Below are 13,816 nucleotides of genomic sequence, written 5' to 3'. Positions count from 1 at the left end.
ATGGAGAGCTTCTTCCAACAGGTCGTGGCGGGACTGTCCACTGGTGGCATCTACGCCATCGTGGCACTCGCGCTGGTGATGATCTACCAGGCCACGCACCACGTGAACTTCGCGCAGGGAGAGATGGCGACGTTCTCGACCTTCCTGGCGTGGGCGCTGATCCAGGCCGGGTTTCCCTACTGGGCCGCCTTTCTGTCGACGATCGTGCTGTCGTTCGTGATCGGCGCAGTCGTGGAGTTCGCGGTGATCCGTCCTCTGCACAAGGCACCTGAACTGAGCGTGGTGGTCGTGTTCATCGGCCTGCTGGTGGTGTTCCACAGCATCACGGGCTGGATCTTCGGGACGCAGATCAAGGAGTTCCCGACGCCGTTCGAGAAGGGCGCCTGGTACAGCGGCTCGATGATGTCCGCCCATCAGGTGGGCACCATCTTCGTGGCGCTGTGCATCGTCGCGCTGCTGTTCTCGTTCTTCCGCTTCAGCACCCTGGGCCTCACCATGCGGGCAGCTGCGCAGAACCCCGGCTCCTCGCGCATGCTGGGCATCCACGTCGGCCGCATGCTGATGCTGGGCTGGGGCCTGGCGGCCGCGATCGGTGCGGTCGCCGGCCTGATGGTGGCACCAGTGGTGTTCCTCGATCCCAGCATGATGACCGGCGTGCTCATCTACGCGTTCGCCGGTGCCTTGATCGGAGGCATCGACAACCCGGTCGGTGCCGTCATCGGTGGCTTCCTGGTGGGTGTGCTCGAGAACGTGATCGGCACCTATGTGGTCGGCACCGAGCTCAAGTTGTCCGTGGCACTGGTGCTCATTGTGGGCGTGCTGGTGGTCCGTCCTGCAGGCCTGATGGGCCGCACCATCGTCCAACGCGTGTGAGCACGCCATGCTGGCCATGACTTCCATTTCCAACCGCTACCCCCTAGCCACGAGCGTGCCGCGCAGCGGCGGCATTCCCTGGGCACTCATCGTCCTGGTCCTGGCAGCAGCGCTGGCCTTCGTCGCCAAGGGCTACATGCTGTTCCAGGCCACGATGGTGCTGTCGTACGCGATCGCACTGATCGGCTTGAACCTGCTGACCGGCTACAACGGCCAGATCTCGCTGGGCCACGGCGCGTTCTTCGCGATCGGCGCCTACACCTCGGCGATCCTGATGGACCGCCTCGGCGTGCCTTACTGGATCAGCATTCCGGTGGGCGGCGTGACCTCGTTCGTGATCGGCTACCTGTTCGGGCGTCCGGCGCTGAAGCTGCAGGGGCTGTACCTGGCCCTCGCCACGTTCTCGCTTGGCGTGGTCACCCCGCAGCTGCTCAAGTACAAGCACCTGGAGGCCTGGACCGGTGGGGTGGGCGGCATCGTGCTGCTCAAGCCGGATGCGCCGTTCGGCCTGCCGCTCGACTCCGATCAGTGGTTCTATCTGTACACGCTGGCGATGGCCGCAGTGCTGTTCGTGCTGGCGCGCCACCTGATCGACAGCGGGACCGGCCGGGCGATCCGGGCCATCCGCGACCACCACTTGGCGGCGGAGTCGATGGGCGTGGACAACAGCCACTACAAGTCGATGACCTTCGGCGTCTCCGCCGCGTTCACCGGCATCGGCGGCGCACTGTCGGCGGTGGCCGTGCAGTTCGTCTCACCCGATTCGTTCACCATGTTCCTGTCCATCTCGCTGCTGGTCGGCGTGGTGGTCGGTGGCGTCGGCACCCTGTGGGGCGCGCTCTTCGGTGCGCTCTTCATCATGTTTGTGCCCAGCGTCGCGGAGAAGATCTCCAAGGACGCTGCTTGGGGTGTCTACGGTGTCGTGTTGATCCTGTTCATGTTCGTCATGCCGGGCGGCGTCATGGGCTGGATCGAACGGTTGCGCGCACGCATGGGCGGAAAGGTCCAGCCGTGACCGCCGTACCGGAATTCGATCCCGAAGCCCTGGGTTCCTACCTGCGGCAGCAGATTTCGGGCCTGCATGGCGAGATGCGGCTGGAGCGCATCGGCGGTGGCCAGTCCAACCCCACCTTCTTCGTCAGCTTCGACCGCGGCCCTGCCTTGGTGCTGCGCAAGCAGCCGCCGGGCGAGCTGCTCAAGTCGGCCCACGCGATCGACCGCGAGGCCAGGATCATGCGTGCGCTGAAAGGCACGGACGTGCCGGTGCCCGAGGTCGTGCTGTTCTGCGATGAGCGGGAGGTGATCGGCACGCCGTTCTACGTGATGGAGCGCCTGCAGGGGCGCGTCATGAGCAACTATGCGTTGGCCGGCGTCGCGCCGGCCGAGCGCCGCCGCTACCTGTTCGCGTTGGCAGAGACGCTGGCTCGCCTGCATGCGGTGGACTGGGCCTCTGTCGGCCTGAGCGACTTCGGCAAGCCCGGCAACTTCTTCGCGCGGCAGATCGCACGTTGGACGCGGCAGTGGGACGCATCCAAGACGGCCGAGAATGCCGACATCGATCGCCTGATCACGTGGTTGCCTGAGCACATTCCGCCAAGCGAGGAATGCTGCATCGCGCACGGTGACTACAGGCTCGGCAACGTGATGTTCCACCCGACCGAGCCGCGCATCGTGGCGGTACTCGATTGGGAGCTGTCCACGCTGGGCCATCCGCTGGCCGATGCCGCCTACAGCAGCCTGCCGTGGCACACCGATCCCGATGTGTTCGAAGGTCTGCGCGGGCTCGACTTGGCGCAACTCGGCCTGCCCACGCAGTCCGAGTTCCTGGCCGCCTACCGCGCGGCAAGCGGCCGTGCCGAAGAAGTGCGCCCGTTTCACCATGCCTTCTCGCTGTTCCGCTTCGCCGTGATCCTGGAAGGCATCACGGCGCGTGCGCGGGCAGGCAACGCTGTCGGCCAGGACGCCGAGGCCGTGGGCGGCCTGTCCGCACGGTTTGCGCGCTACGCCGCCGAACTCATCGCTTCCGACGCATAGGAGTGCCATGCCATGGCTGGACCGCTAGAAGGATTGAAGGTCATCGAGTTTGCCGGCATCGGCCCCGGCCCGTTCTGCGCCATGGTCCTGGGGGATCTCGGTGCCGACGTGCTGCGCATCGCGCGCCCGGGTACCAAGCCCGATGCACGCGATGTGACCACCCGCAACCGCCGCACCCTTGCGATGGATCTTCGTGCGGAGGGTGCGGCCGAGCAGGTCATGCAATTGGTCGCGGCGTCGGACTGCCTGATCGAGGGCTTCCGCCCAGGCGTGATGGAAAAGCTCGGACTGGGCCCGCAACCCTGCCATGCCGTGAATCCGCGCCTGGTGTACGGGCGCATGACTGGCTGGGGCCAGCATGGGCCTCTCGCTCATGCAGCGGGGCACGACATCAACTACATCGCGATCACAGGCGCCTTGCATGCGATCGGCCGTGCAGATGAGACGCCACCGCCGCCGCTGAACTACGTCGGTGACTTCGGTGGTGGCGGCATGCTGCTGACGGTTGGCCTGCTGGCGGGCCTGCACGAAGCTGCCCGCTCCGGTCGCGGCCAGGTGGTCGACGCAGCAATGACCGATGGCACGGCGCTGCTGTCCGCGTTCATGTACGGCATGAAGGCGATGGGATCGTGGAGCAACCAGCGCGGCGAGAACCTGCTGGACGGAGGGGCCCACTTCTACGACACCTATGCTTGCGCCGACGGCAAGTTCATTGCCATTGGCGCGATCGAACCGCAGTTTTATGCTGAACTGCGTGAGCGCTGCGGCATTGGTGATCCGTTGTTCGACGGCCAAATGGATGCGACGCGTTGGCCTCTGCTGAAGCTGCGTTTGGCTGACGTGTTCCGGACCCGCACCCGGGACGAGTGGTGCAAGGTGCTGGAAGGCACGGACGCCTGCTTTGCGCCGGTGCTGGACTGGGATGAGGCGCCGGCGCACCCGCACAATGCCGAGCGCGGCTCGTACGTGCAGGTCGATGGTGTGATGCAGCCTGCACCTGCGCCCCGGTTCTCACGCACCGGTAACGCAGTGCCCAAGCCGGCGAGCGCGCTGTCTCTCGATCAAGCGCTGGAGGCCTGGGGCTGTCCGGCTGCTGCGCAAGCCTGAGTTGCGTCCGCCCACCGGCACTGCAAAGCGTTGAATCGTCAGTTCTGCCGATCTGCATTCCGCGTTCGTTTTCCTAGCATCGGTGCTCCTGCCTTTTTGCAGGGAAACCAAAGTGAGGAGACCTATGAAGAACTGGTGCAGACCACCCATGCAGATGCGATCCATGGCCGTGGCGGCGGCAACGATCGGCGCGACGACCGTGCTCCTGATCGGCTGCGGCGGCGGCGACGACGACAACCAGACGCTGGAGGCACCGCCTGCGCCGCTGACGGTGGCTTCTGCGTCCGCCGCCTGCGCGCGACTTGCAACGGCGACCGTGTCGGCCGGTGACATTGGCCTGCCGACCTCTGGCGCCACCGTGTCCAGCGCCACCTTGCAGGCAGCCACAGCCACCTTGCCTGAGCATTGCAAGCTGCTCGGCAAGGTCACGGCAACCAGCCCCAGCGACCCACCCATCAACTTCCAGATCAACCTTCCCACGCAGTGGAACGTGAAAACGCTGCAGTTCGGCGGCGGCGGCTTCAACGGCACCGTGGTGACGGGCCTGGGCGGCGTGAGCAATGCGCCGGCCGCGACGCCTGTTCCCCTGGCGCTGGGCTACGCCACCTATGGCAGCGACAGCGGCAACCAGAAGCCCAACGGCAGCTTCGGGGACAACGACCAGGCGCTTGCCAACTACGGTGGTCAGTCCGTCAAGCGCATGCACGATGTGGCCGTCGCACTGCAGAAGCAGTATTACGGCCGCGCGCCGTACAAGAGCTACTTCCAGGGCGGCTCCAAAGGTGGCCACGAGGCTCTGGCCGCCGTGCAGCGCTACGGTGCCGACTTCGATGGCGCCATAGCCTATTACCCCGCCAACCAGAACCAAGGCATCGTTTTCTCGTGGTACCGGGCATGGGCCGCGATGTACCGCACCACGGGGGCCTACGTGAACCTGGCCAAGGCGGCAGCTGTCAAGGCCAGCGTCCTGCAGGCCTGCGATGCGCTGGACGGAGTAGCTGACGGGATCGTCTCCAACACGGCGGCCTGCCAGACGACCTACGACGTCGCCGTTCTGCGTTGCCCGGGTGGTGCCGACACCGGCGACACCTGCCTGTCCGATCCGCAGATCGCAGCCCTGCGGGTGGCTGGTTCGGCGACTGAACTCGCGTTCCCGTTCGCCAACAACGTGACCTCGATCGGCGGCTACCCGGTGTTCCAGGGCGGCGACGTGAACGGCATCCTGATCGACACGGTCGGTGCGGCAGGCCAGGCCAACCTGTTTTACTCGCAGATCAAGCCTGTGATCACGCAGTGGGACTTGCAAGACACGAGCGCCACGATCGACAACTTCGACTACACGAAGTACCAGTCGCGCGTGCTGTACCTGTCCAACCTGCTCGACGCCAACGACCCGAACCTCGACACGTTCAAGGCCCGCGGTGGCAAGCTGCTGATGGTGCAGGGCACGACCGACATGCTGATCTCGCCGACGTTGACCAACGCCTACTATGGCCAGCTGGACAAGCGCTACGGCAGCCAGCTGGCTGGCTTCACGCGCTATTACGTCGTGCCTGGCTTTGGCCACGGCTTCGGCGACTTCACGTCGAACTGGGATGCACTGTCGGCGCTGGAAGACTGGGCGGAGCGGGGATACGCGCCCAGCAATCAGGTCACCTTCGACAATGCTGCCGCCACCCGCGGCAGGACGCGCCCACTGTGCGAGTACCCGGCGTATCCCAAGTACAGCGGGACTGGCGATGTCAACAGCGCGTCAAGCTTCACATGCGCGGTGAACTGAGGCGTAAATAGGTCACTGCGAAATGGGCCGCTCCGGGACGGCGGAGCGGCTTGATATGCGTGCATCGGCTAGGCAGATCGTCTGTGCCGATCAGCCGGGTTGCGTGGAGCGCACACGGGTGTCGCGTTTGGTCCCGGCCATGAGCAGCCGTCCACCGAGAAGGATCGAACAGCTGCTCCAGACTGTCTGCTGACGTTGAACTTTCATCGGTGAGCGACCGCCGCGCGCGAAACCCGCCATTCACGATCGACATGTGCGTTGGTCCGCTGTACTGCCGACACCGGTCGGTCAGAGCCGCCTATCGCCCAAACCCTGACGAGCGATCGTTCATAGCAGGGATAGATTGGCGCTGTGCGTCCGTTGCAGCCTCTCGCCCCGCAGCCCTGAATTTCAGGTGATCCGAAGGCATTGCCGCGGGCAATGAAGACGCGGTCAGTGGCGCCTCAGGTGTCGATCGGCATCTGGCTCAAACGGGGTCGGTGACAACAAGCCTGTTCGCCAACAGCTGGACTTCCAACGCCACGACGCGCTCCTGCAACGCTTTGCGCTCCGTCTTCGCGTTGGCCATGCTTTTAGCCGCAATGGACAAGAACCAAAGCGTCGCCCAGATGCCCAAGTTGAAGAAATGGATCCCCAAGTTCACAACGGCCGATCTGCTGATCGGCCCATCTGAAAGCCAGAACACCAAGATCGTGATCAGCGAGATGCCAAGCGCGAGAACGACCGCGCCGACGTTGACCGCTCTCGCCCAGAATGCGCCAACCCGTGCCCGCTTCGCGTCATCGAGCGCCGCGTAGTTGATCGTCATAGCAACCGCCGATACTGCCAAGGCTGCTGCACCCATGAGCTGGTTCCAATCCATCGCTATTTCCTAGACGGCGACCAGTTCGGCCAACTTGGCGGCCACGGCTGCCATCGATTCCTCCGTGGTGCTCAGGCCGCTACGCGAGCCAAGCAATGGACTTACGTCGCGCAGGGCTTCATACGTCGTGTCGTGCACGATGGGCACGAGCAGGTCGCGCGCGAGAAGTGCAGAGAGCTCTTTCTCGGCGATGCCCTCCCCCCGCACGCGGCGCAGCAGTGCCGGCGTCACCAACACGATGCCGACGCGTGACTTGGCCAGCCCCTTGTCGATCTCGCGGAGCAGCGAGGTACCGAGCGCGACATCCTTCTCGCTGAACCAGACCGACACGCCGCGTGACTCCAGCTGGTCGTGCAGCTCCTTGGCGGCACCCTGGCGGTCGTCCCATGCATGGCACAGAAAGACGTCCCGAAGGTCGGGCAGCGCTGCCCGACTCTCGACGGTGCGCCGCACGGGTGTGAGCGCTCGAACATCTGCGACCGTGTACGACACGGACGAGCCGGCGCGCGACCAGCTTGGCCTTGCGCTGCTCCGGTATCCACCGCCGCCGCTACCCGCCGTCGATGAGTAGGACGGCGAGTAGGACCCATAGCTGCTGCTGTAGCCGCTGTAGCGGCCGTAGCGGCCACGGCATGACGGACATGCGGCCGCAGCGCTTGCGGAACGATGGCCTTCGACGGGGGCGGTGCATCTGGACATGGTTCAGCCCTTCGGCGGGAAGCTGTCGTTGCCGTGGCTGTCCTTGGACTGGATCTGGCCGTTGCGGCCGTGGATCAGCAGTTCAGTGCCCTGGTTGCGCGAGATTTCACGCGCACGATCGACAGCGTCCGCCTTGCGGTCGAAGAGTTCGGTAGCGCGCGTGGCGCCTGCGCCCTGGACAGCCCAGCCGTCCTCGCGCGGCACGACATGTTGATTGCGTTTGGTCATTTAGATCACCCTTGTCACAGCGGAATTGCTGCTCACCTGTATGTGCGGCGGCATCCGCAAACGCGGACAAAATGCCGGCGATGTCCGCGGCGGCGCGAACCGCCGCACATACCGATAACGGGAACAAGGGGGCTACGTGACAGCGGGAAGACCACCAGATCGCGTCTACGCAACGGACGAGGAAATCAGCGAGGCGATCGAAAGCCTGACGGAGGCGGATTTCGGGCGTATCCACCGTGCCGCCCAGTACGCCTTGTTCGGTACCGAGTACACGGATCCCGGCGAACTTCTGGGAGAGGCAGTGCAGCGCACCCTGGAAGGTGTCGGCGTCAACGGCGGCAGGCACTGGCCCAAGGATGTGCCCTTCGTGGCCTACATCATCATGACCATGAAATCGATCGCCGATGGATCGAGCAATTCCGTTGTTCAGACGACCACCGCGTCCCTTGAGGCGATGGCGGGCGGCGACGGAAATGCCGAGCTGGCCCTCGCGCAAGAAGGCTTTTCCTCCCCGGATGTTGTCGAACAGGCGTTGGAGGTGGAGGAAACGGCGGAGCGGCAGAGCCGCGCTGCTGCCGACGCCGCCCTGATCGAAGCGCATTTCGCCAACGACGATGAGATCCAGTTCCTCATCATGGGCGACAAGGACGGCATGAAAGCAGCGGACATCCGCGCCATCTCTGGCATGACCCAAACCGAATACGACACAGCCCGACGAAGGTTTCGACGAGGCCTCAACACCTTGATGCCAGGCCGGAGGAAATCATGAAGCAGTCCAAGGAAAGCCTGGAAATCGGTTTGATCCGCGCCAGGGCGCTGGAAGACCTCGCAAACACCAGCGACGACGAGATCAGGAACGAATACCGGGAAGCGGGTCAGGATTTGGCAGCGGTCGCGAAGCAAACGCAAAACAAGCTGCGCGAAGTGGTTGCAGCCAGCATGCGAGCGAAGCTTGCCTCGGCCAAGGCAGCCAGCAAGGCGTCGGCCGCAAGCCAGCCTGTCAACCCGGTTCGGCCGGCCATGGAGCGGCTCAAGCAGCTGGTGGCCGAAGCGTTCCAACGCGAGCCCAAGATCGCCATGGCGTTTCGAGACGGCAAGAAGCAGACCGATGAAGACCTTGCCACGGTCTACGACGACCTGGTGAGGATGGGAGTGGTCAAGCCGGAACACCATGGGCGTTGAGTACGCGCGTCTGAGCCCCGCCGAGAAGCTGCTCTGGCAATACGGCGTCCGCGACCCCTCCCACGTCGATCTAGAAGCCATTGCGAACTACCGAGGGGCAGAGGTCGTCTACCGCCGCTTGTGCGGATGCGCGGCACGCCTCGTCGCAGCTGGCGACAAGGCGGTGATCAGCGTCGGCCTCGGCTCATATCCTGGTCGCCAACGCTTTTCGCTGGCCCACGAGCTGGCCCACTGGATCTGCGACAAGGGCCAGGGTTCGTTTCGGTGCGCGAACGAGGACATTGGTCCGCAGAACGCCGAAGCAAAGAACATCGAGGCATACGCGAATGCCTACGCGAGCCAGCTGATCTTGCCGAGCTACTTGGTCGACCCGTGGCTCGAAGGCAAGCGCATCAACCTAGACACTGCGAAAGCGCTTGGCAACGACTTCGACGCCAGCTTGACCGCGTCGGCCATCAAAGTCGCCAAGCGCGCCCAATCCCAAACCTGCGTCGTTTGCCACAGCCAGACCAAACGGATCTGGCAACAAAAGAATCTCGCGTTCCCCCATGACTTCTACGTCAAGCAGGAGCTGCACCACGACACCGCCGCGTTCTCCATTGCGTTCGGGAAGACAAGTGGGCTCTCCAGGCCTGTGAAAGAAGCGGCCGATCGATGGTTGCAGGGCCCCGAGGCCTACCGCCGCACAGTGGAAACGCAGTCGCTCAAAGTGCAGGACGACACTGTTTTGACCATGATCACTTTGCTGCCAGCGAAATCATGATCGCGTCGACGAAGGGTGCCCCCGCTCCTTGGCCTGATCCGCAGCGTGGATATCGGCCACCTTTGCCCGCCGAGCCGCATTCTGGAACTCCCGCAAGGAGTCAATGGACTGTCGCTAGCAATCTTTCAGCAGAAAGCCTTTGAGCAATGCGCTTCTCTACAGCACGGCACGTAGCCACTTGGGTCGCGAATCACAGCCTGTCCACGCATCCCCAGTCGAGTTCGGCTAGCTCCAGTTTCAGTTCGCTGGCAGCGTGGCGTCGACTTCACAAAGAATTCTCTAAATGCTCTCGCGGTCGTAAAATTTCTTGAAAGACATTTCTGCTGCGCCTGTAGAAAACTTCAGAATTTTGGAGAAACTATGTTGAAAATAAAAGGCCTCGACCGACTGAGCCGCCAGATGTCCGAGGCTTCTGAAGCCCTCAAAGAGCTGGATGGACAACTAGGGACGGTCACTTTTGATGCCCATGACCCTGGCAGCGTTGAAGCAGCCATTCAGAGCATGAACGACATGATTGAAACAAAGCTTTCCCGCCATTCGCATAATCCGGTGATTGGCCCGCTTGTTGAAAAAATGAAAGAAAAATACAGATTCGCCATACTGGAAAAGGCTGCCGAAACGCGACTGGAGAATGGCAGCAATGATTAGTCGAAAAGACTTGTTCAAGAGGCTCACCAATGCTGTATTTGACTTGCAATCTGCCGACGTCAAAAACTACGAGCGCCCTCTCGGAACGATCTCCCACTTACTTCAGGATGAAAGCCTAAGAGAAATATCCGACGCTCTCAAAAGTAATGTCAACCTAGAAGAATTTCTAGAGAGTAGCAAGAATAAAACCGGCATGGGCGGTCCAATCTTGCAGTGGCCGACCGACCCGAATCAGGCCCTGGGCTTGTCACTGGCCATAGTCGAGAAACTTGGCAAGGACCCTCGATTTGCCTTGAATTTTAGTCACGAATATTTCGGCAATGGACCTAAAGTTATAACAGGACTGAGGAGCATGACAAGCAACCTTATTATTCCGTTTGTTCGGGATTTCCAAGAGCACGTGAAAATAATGGATGCAGATCAATCTCTAGGTGCGGAGGAGCGGCCGATGTTGCGACGTGTTTTTGTTTCACATGGCCGTTCTAAAGACTGGTTGGAGGTTCAGGCTCACATCGAAAAGGACATGAACCTCCACAGTATGGAGCTGGCTCAAGAAGCCAATCAAGGGCGCACGGTGATTGAAAAACTCGAGGCCGGAGCAAATTCATGCGATAGCGCAGTCATCATCATGAGTGGCGATGACTTAGATTCCTTAGGCAACCCGAGAGTCAGAGAGAATGTTATGCACGAAATCGGATTCTTCCACGGTCGCTATGGAAGAGACCGCATCGTCCTGCTTCACGAGGAGGGCGTGTCCGTGCCCACCAATCTGGCTGGAATTGTCTACATCCCTTATCCGAAAGGAATGATTCATGCAACTTTTGGTGTGCTAGACCGAGAACTGCGACATATGTACCAGTAGCTATTCTCAGTTTTCCGAATTCCCTACCTCTGTAGGCGCCAGAAAGTTGGTGCCGCATCGCTGGAAGTCTGAAGCATCCGAATAGCAGCGCTCGAAATCAACGGATTGCAAATCCGTCTAGGTGATTTGGCCGGACGGATATTTAGAAGCGGCCGGCGTGGGCAACCATTTCAGTCCAGCCCCTCGCAAGAGCGGCAAAAGGGCACAGGGCTACCGATGAACCCCTGGACGTACTCCCGAAGAACAGTTACCGCCCTTGCGGACCTTCGCGCTTCAGAACATCCAGGTACACGCCAACTTCGACAGCGAGCGCCCCATATCGCCAACCCATCTCCTCGCTCTTCCGGAAAGCTGTGAGCTTCTCAACAAGGAGAGCACGGTGCCGATTGGCCACGTCAACCACTGCCGCGGGAGCCGCTATCGCCTGGACCTGTAGGGCTCCCCGGTCAGCGATACCGGTGCCCGAGTATCCGAACATGTTGACGATGCGCATGCCTCCAAGCAAGGCGATTTCACGCGCGCAAGTAGCGGCGTCGCGCACCCCGAGCTGCCCCTGCAGGAGGCCGACAACGCGATGTTCTACGTACCTCGCGTTGGCGTAAGCCTCATCACAACGCTCCCCAATCCAAGTCCCATCTTCGTCTGGCTCTCCCCGCGAATCCTCGTAAATCGACTGCAGCAAATCGAGTGCCATCGTCGAATCGACGCTCAAGAAAAGTTGGTGAACAGCACATAGCCGCTTCAGCTCCTCATACAACAGCGGAGGAACGGGCATGACCAAGCTTCTGCTATCGACATCCCACCCCTCTCGCATCCAGCTCACCTGAATTCGGTCGATCTGCGTAAGGATGTCAGTGAAGGCCGCACGCTGGTGCTCGAAGAACATCGATGTCCGAAGCCTCTCGACTTCGTTTTGGTGCTCTATGCGAGGATCTGAGTCTTGAAGTCATTCCTGAGCTCATCCAACTTGACGGCGTACTCATGCTCGATGGAGCCTTTCAGTCGAAGCGAAAGCCAGTTCCGCAGCAACGCACTCACAGCCGCACCGCCAACGCCGCCACCGACGATCTGCCATAAAAGATCCAGGGTCATGGAGCGATGTATACCAGCATGGCGCGATGCCAACGCCTCTGCCCCCAGTCCGGTCGTTCGAGCTACGCACTCGACAAAGTTCTCAGCGACCGCCTACTGGCTGAGACCAATCACTCGCTTTGCACCTTGTAACGGCGGCAATTGTTTAGGGTTGTGAGATACCTGCCCGGCACGCAGCCGAGCGTTGATCGGCCACAACTTGAGGGCAGGTGTCGCACAAGCCTCGAGGGAGGAAACCGCGGATTGCGACGCTGCGGCGGTTTGCCGCAACAGGCTATGGGGATTTGAGGGAGGCAGCGTGGGTTGTGGTGGCCACCCAGCGGCTGGGCGCGAGTCCGGTAGAGCTGGTCACGACTCCCCCGCCTGGTCGGATGCCAGAGCGGCAGCACGTGAACGGCGGCCTACGATGGCGATACATCCACCACGCGCGCAAGTGCCCAGCCGATGCAGGCCACAGGCCGATCAGCGCGTTGCGGGATCCGCGCATACTGCTGCTGATCATGGCGGCGGTGCGCGGATGGCAATGCCGCGCATGAAGACCTGCACGATGCCCATCGGTTGGCCGCAGTGCCGGCAGATGAAGGTAGCCGCTGGCTGGGCCGATGCGGTAGCGTCGCTGTTCGGCGCGACCAGCTCTGGCACGACCTGCAGCAGCGCGCGCGCCAACGCCAGGCTGGCTTTGCGGCAGCCGTTGGCCAGCAGGCCGTAGTGCCGGATGCGATGCAAGCCGGTGGGCAGCACGTGCAGCAAGAAGCGGCGCATGAACTCCGCTGGCTCCAGCGTCATGGCCTTGTGACGCGTGCGGCCCTTGGCGCGGTAGTCCTTCCAGCGGAACGTCACGCCGCGCTCGTCCATCGTGAGCAACCGGCTGTTGGAGATCGCCACCCGGTGGGTGTAGCGCGACAGATAGGCCAGCACAGCCTGCGGCCCGGCGAAGGGACGCTTGGCATAGACCACCCATTCGACTCGGCGCAGCGGTGCCAGCCAACGCTTGAATGCCCGTGCGTCGGCCAAGGCGGCCTGCTCGCCGAAGAACTGCAGCTTGCCGCCCGCGTGCAGCCGCCACAGCTCTTCAAGGAAGCGCCTTCGGAACAGGCGCGACAGCACCCGCACCGGCAGGAAGAAGCCCGGGCGACATGCCACCCAGGTCTTGCCGTCCGAAGCCAGCCCGCCGCCGGGCACGATGCCGTGCACGTGCGGATGGTGGGTCAGCGCCGAACCCCAGGTGTGCAGCACCAGCGTCGCGCCGATCCTGGCGCCCAGGTGCTTCGGGTCGGCCGCGATGGTCAGCAGTGCCTCGGCGGCCAGGTCGAACAGCAGGCCATAGAGGACCGCCTTGTTCTGGTACGCGATGTCCGCCACGGGTGCCGGCAGCGTGAACACCACGTGGTAATACTCCACCGGCAGCAGATCGGCCTGGCGCGCGTCCAGCCAGCGCTGAGCCGCCGCGCTCTGGCACTTGGGGCAGTGCCTGTTCCTGCAGGAGTTGTAGGAGACCTGGTCGGTACCGCAGCCTTCGCAGCGCAGCACGTGTCCTCCCAGCGCCGCGCTGCGGCACTGCGCGATGGCCGACATGACCTTGAGCTGGCCCAGGCTCAGGTGGCCGCGCTGGGCGGCACGCCAGGCCGGACCGTGCTGGAGGAAGACGTCGGCCACTTCCAGGGTGGGCCGTCCCACGGCGGCACC

16 protein-coding genes are annotated in these 13,816 nt (G+C 62.7%); 10 read left to right on the top strand and 6 right to left on the bottom strand.

All coding sequences use genetic code 11. The features are described from left to right. The 5 genes from ACSQ4M_RS36910 (at position 1) to ACSQ4M_RS36890 (ending at position 5,794) form a co-directional block, all read left to right on the top strand. The gene (locus tag ACSQ4M_RS36910) at positions 1 to 873 is read left to right on the top strand and encodes a branched-chain amino acid ABC transporter permease (RefSeq protein WP_436194467.1); all 873 of its coding nucleotides are present in this window, start codon (positions 1 to 3) and stop codon (positions 871 to 873) included. 16 nt (positions 874 to 889) lie between these two features. Beyond that, positions 890 to 1,888 (top strand): branched-chain amino acid ABC transporter permease, encoded by a 999-nt coding sequence (locus tag ACSQ4M_RS36905; RefSeq protein WP_436194466.1) that lies wholly within the window; start codon positions 890 to 892, stop codon positions 1,886 to 1,888. Then, on the top strand, positions 1,885 to 2,907 hold the full coding sequence (locus ACSQ4M_RS36900; protein WP_436194465.1) for a phosphotransferase family protein: 1,023 nt from the start codon (positions 1,885 to 1,887) through the stop codon (positions 2,905 to 2,907). Before ACSQ4M_RS36905 ends, ACSQ4M_RS36900 begins: the two co-directional genes overlap by 4 nt. Before the next feature lie 12 nt (positions 2,908 to 2,919). Continuing rightward, positions 2,920 to 4,014 carry a CaiB/BaiF CoA transferase family protein gene (locus ACSQ4M_RS36895; RefSeq protein ID WP_436194464.1) on the top strand — a complete coding sequence of 365 codons (1,095 nt, stop codon included), beginning with the start codon at positions 2,920 to 2,922 and terminating at the stop codon, positions 4,012 to 4,014. A 148-nt stretch (positions 4,015 to 4,162) separates the two neighbouring features. Continuing rightward, entirely contained in the window at positions 4,163 to 5,794 is a 1,632-nt protein-coding gene (locus ACSQ4M_RS36890; protein WP_436194463.1) for a tannase/feruloyl esterase family alpha/beta hydrolase, read from the top strand. Positions 5,795 to 6,260: 466 nt separating this feature from the next. Here the strand turns inward: ACSQ4M_RS36890 and ACSQ4M_RS36885 are convergent, their stop codons facing one another. The 3 genes from ACSQ4M_RS36885 to ACSQ4M_RS36875 form a co-directional block, all read right to left on the bottom strand. Beyond that, positions 6,261 to 6,656, bottom strand: coding sequence for a hypothetical protein (locus ACSQ4M_RS36885; RefSeq protein WP_436194462.1), 396 nt, complete (start codon positions 6,654 to 6,656; stop codon positions 6,261 to 6,263). Positions 6,657 to 6,665: 9 nt separating this feature from the next. Next, positions 6,666 to 7,109 carry a toll/interleukin-1 receptor domain-containing protein gene (locus ACSQ4M_RS36880; protein WP_436194461.1) on the bottom strand — a complete coding sequence of 148 codons (444 nt, stop codon included), beginning with the start codon at positions 7,107 to 7,109 and terminating at the stop codon, positions 6,666 to 6,668. A 249-nt stretch (positions 7,110 to 7,358) separates the two neighbouring features. Continuing rightward, entirely contained in the window at positions 7,359 to 7,583 is a 225-nt protein-coding gene (locus ACSQ4M_RS36875; protein ID WP_436194460.1) for a DUF2188 domain-containing protein, read from the bottom strand. A gap of 136 nt (positions 7,584 to 7,719) precedes the next feature. Between ACSQ4M_RS36875 and ACSQ4M_RS36870 the strand changes: the two genes are divergently transcribed. The 5 genes from ACSQ4M_RS36870 (at position 7,720) to ACSQ4M_RS36850 (ending at position 11,038) form a co-directional block, all read left to right on the top strand. Next, on the top strand, positions 7,720 to 8,352 hold the full coding sequence (locus ACSQ4M_RS36870) for a hypothetical protein (RefSeq protein WP_436194459.1): 633 nt from the start codon (positions 7,720 to 7,722) through the stop codon (positions 8,350 to 8,352). Continuing rightward, positions 8,349 to 8,765, top strand: coding sequence for a hypothetical protein (locus tag ACSQ4M_RS36865; protein WP_436194458.1), 417 nt, complete (start codon positions 8,349 to 8,351; stop codon positions 8,763 to 8,765). The genes ACSQ4M_RS36870 and ACSQ4M_RS36865 overlap by 4 nt, the downstream gene beginning before the upstream one ends. Continuing rightward, positions 8,755 to 9,528, top strand: a complete 774-nt coding sequence (locus ACSQ4M_RS36860; RefSeq protein WP_436194457.1) for an ImmA/IrrE family metallo-endopeptidase — start codon at positions 8,755 to 8,757, stop codon at positions 9,526 to 9,528. The genes ACSQ4M_RS36865 and ACSQ4M_RS36860 overlap by 11 nt, the downstream gene beginning before the upstream one ends. Before the next feature lie 399 nt (positions 9,529 to 9,927). Then, on the top strand, positions 9,928 to 10,176 hold the full coding sequence (locus tag ACSQ4M_RS36855; protein WP_436194456.1) for a hypothetical protein: 249 nt from the start codon (positions 9,928 to 9,930) through the stop codon (positions 10,174 to 10,176). Then, positions 10,160 to 11,038: a TIR domain-containing protein gene (locus ACSQ4M_RS36850; RefSeq protein ID WP_436194455.1), complete on the top strand. Its 879-nt coding sequence runs from the start codon at positions 10,160 to 10,162 to the stop codon at positions 11,036 to 11,038. Before ACSQ4M_RS36855 ends, ACSQ4M_RS36850 begins: the two co-directional genes overlap by 17 nt. 247 nt (positions 11,039 to 11,285) lie before the next feature. Here ACSQ4M_RS36850 and ACSQ4M_RS36845 read toward each other — a convergent pair whose 3' ends face one another. The 3 genes from ACSQ4M_RS36845 to ACSQ4M_RS36835 form a co-directional block, all read right to left on the bottom strand. Further along, on the bottom strand, positions 11,286 to 11,924 hold the full coding sequence (locus tag ACSQ4M_RS36845; protein ID WP_436194454.1) for a hypothetical protein: 639 nt from the start codon (positions 11,922 to 11,924) through the stop codon (positions 11,286 to 11,288). 35 nt (positions 11,925 to 11,959) lie between these two features. Continuing rightward, positions 11,960 to 12,130, bottom strand: coding sequence for a hypothetical protein (locus tag ACSQ4M_RS36840; RefSeq protein ID WP_436194453.1), 171 nt, complete (start codon positions 12,128 to 12,130; stop codon positions 11,960 to 11,962). Between the two features lie 498 nt (positions 12,131 to 12,628). Then, positions 12,629 to 13,807, bottom strand: coding sequence for an IS91 family transposase (locus ACSQ4M_RS36835; RefSeq protein WP_436194452.1), 1,179 nt, complete (start codon positions 13,805 to 13,807; stop codon positions 12,629 to 12,631). Positions 13,808 to 13,816 lie beyond the last annotated feature (9 nt).

Source organism: Pseudorhodoferax sp. LjRoot39 (assembly GCF_964253035.1).
Lineage (GTDB): Bacteria > Pseudomonadota > Gammaproteobacteria > Burkholderiales > Burkholderiaceae_C > Pseudorhodoferax.
The sequence above is the reverse complement of the archived record's forward strand: the minus strand, read 5'-3'. Positions and strand labels throughout refer to the sequence as shown.

Excerpts from the sequence above, each read along its gene's own strand:
- ACSQ4M_RS36910 (WP_436194467.1), top strand. The coding sequence starts at position 1 with ATGGAGAGCTTCTTCCAACAGGTCGTGGCGGGACTGTCCACTGGTGGC.
- ACSQ4M_RS36905 (WP_436194466.1), top strand. The coding sequence starts at position 890 with ATGACTTCCATTTCCAACCGCTACCCCCTAGCCACGAGCGTGCCGCGC.
- ACSQ4M_RS36895 (WP_436194464.1), top strand. The coding sequence starts at position 2,920 with ATGGCTGGACCGCTAGAAGGATTGAAGGTCATCGAGTTTGCCGGCATC.
- ACSQ4M_RS36890 (WP_436194463.1), top strand. The coding sequence starts at position 4,163 with ATGCAGATGCGATCCATGGCCGTGGCGGCGGCAACGATCGGCGCGACG.
- ACSQ4M_RS36885 (WP_436194462.1), bottom strand. The coding sequence starts at position 6,656 with ATGGATTGGAACCAGCTCATGGGTGCAGCAGCCTTGGCAGTATCGGCG.
- ACSQ4M_RS36875 (WP_436194460.1), bottom strand. The coding sequence starts at position 7,583 with ATGACCAAACGCAATCAACATGTCGTGCCGCGCGAGGACGGCTGGGCT.
- ACSQ4M_RS36865 (WP_436194458.1), top strand. The coding sequence starts at position 8,349 with ATGAAGCAGTCCAAGGAAAGCCTGGAAATCGGTTTGATCCGCGCCAGG.
- ACSQ4M_RS36860 (WP_436194457.1), top strand. The coding sequence starts at position 8,755 with ATGGGCGTTGAGTACGCGCGTCTGAGCCCCGCCGAGAAGCTGCTCTGG.
- ACSQ4M_RS36855 (WP_436194456.1), top strand. The coding sequence starts at position 9,928 with ATGTCCGAGGCTTCTGAAGCCCTCAAAGAGCTGGATGGACAACTAGGG.
- ACSQ4M_RS36850 (WP_436194455.1), top strand. The coding sequence starts at position 10,160 with ATGGCAGCAATGATTAGTCGAAAAGACTTGTTCAAGAGGCTCACCAAT.
- ACSQ4M_RS36845 (WP_436194454.1), bottom strand. The coding sequence starts at position 11,924 with ATGTTCTTCGAGCACCAGCGTGCGGCCTTCACTGACATCCTTACGCAG.
- ACSQ4M_RS36840 (WP_436194453.1), bottom strand. The coding sequence starts at position 12,130 with ATGACCCTGGATCTTTTATGGCAGATCGTCGGTGGCGGCGTTGGCGGT.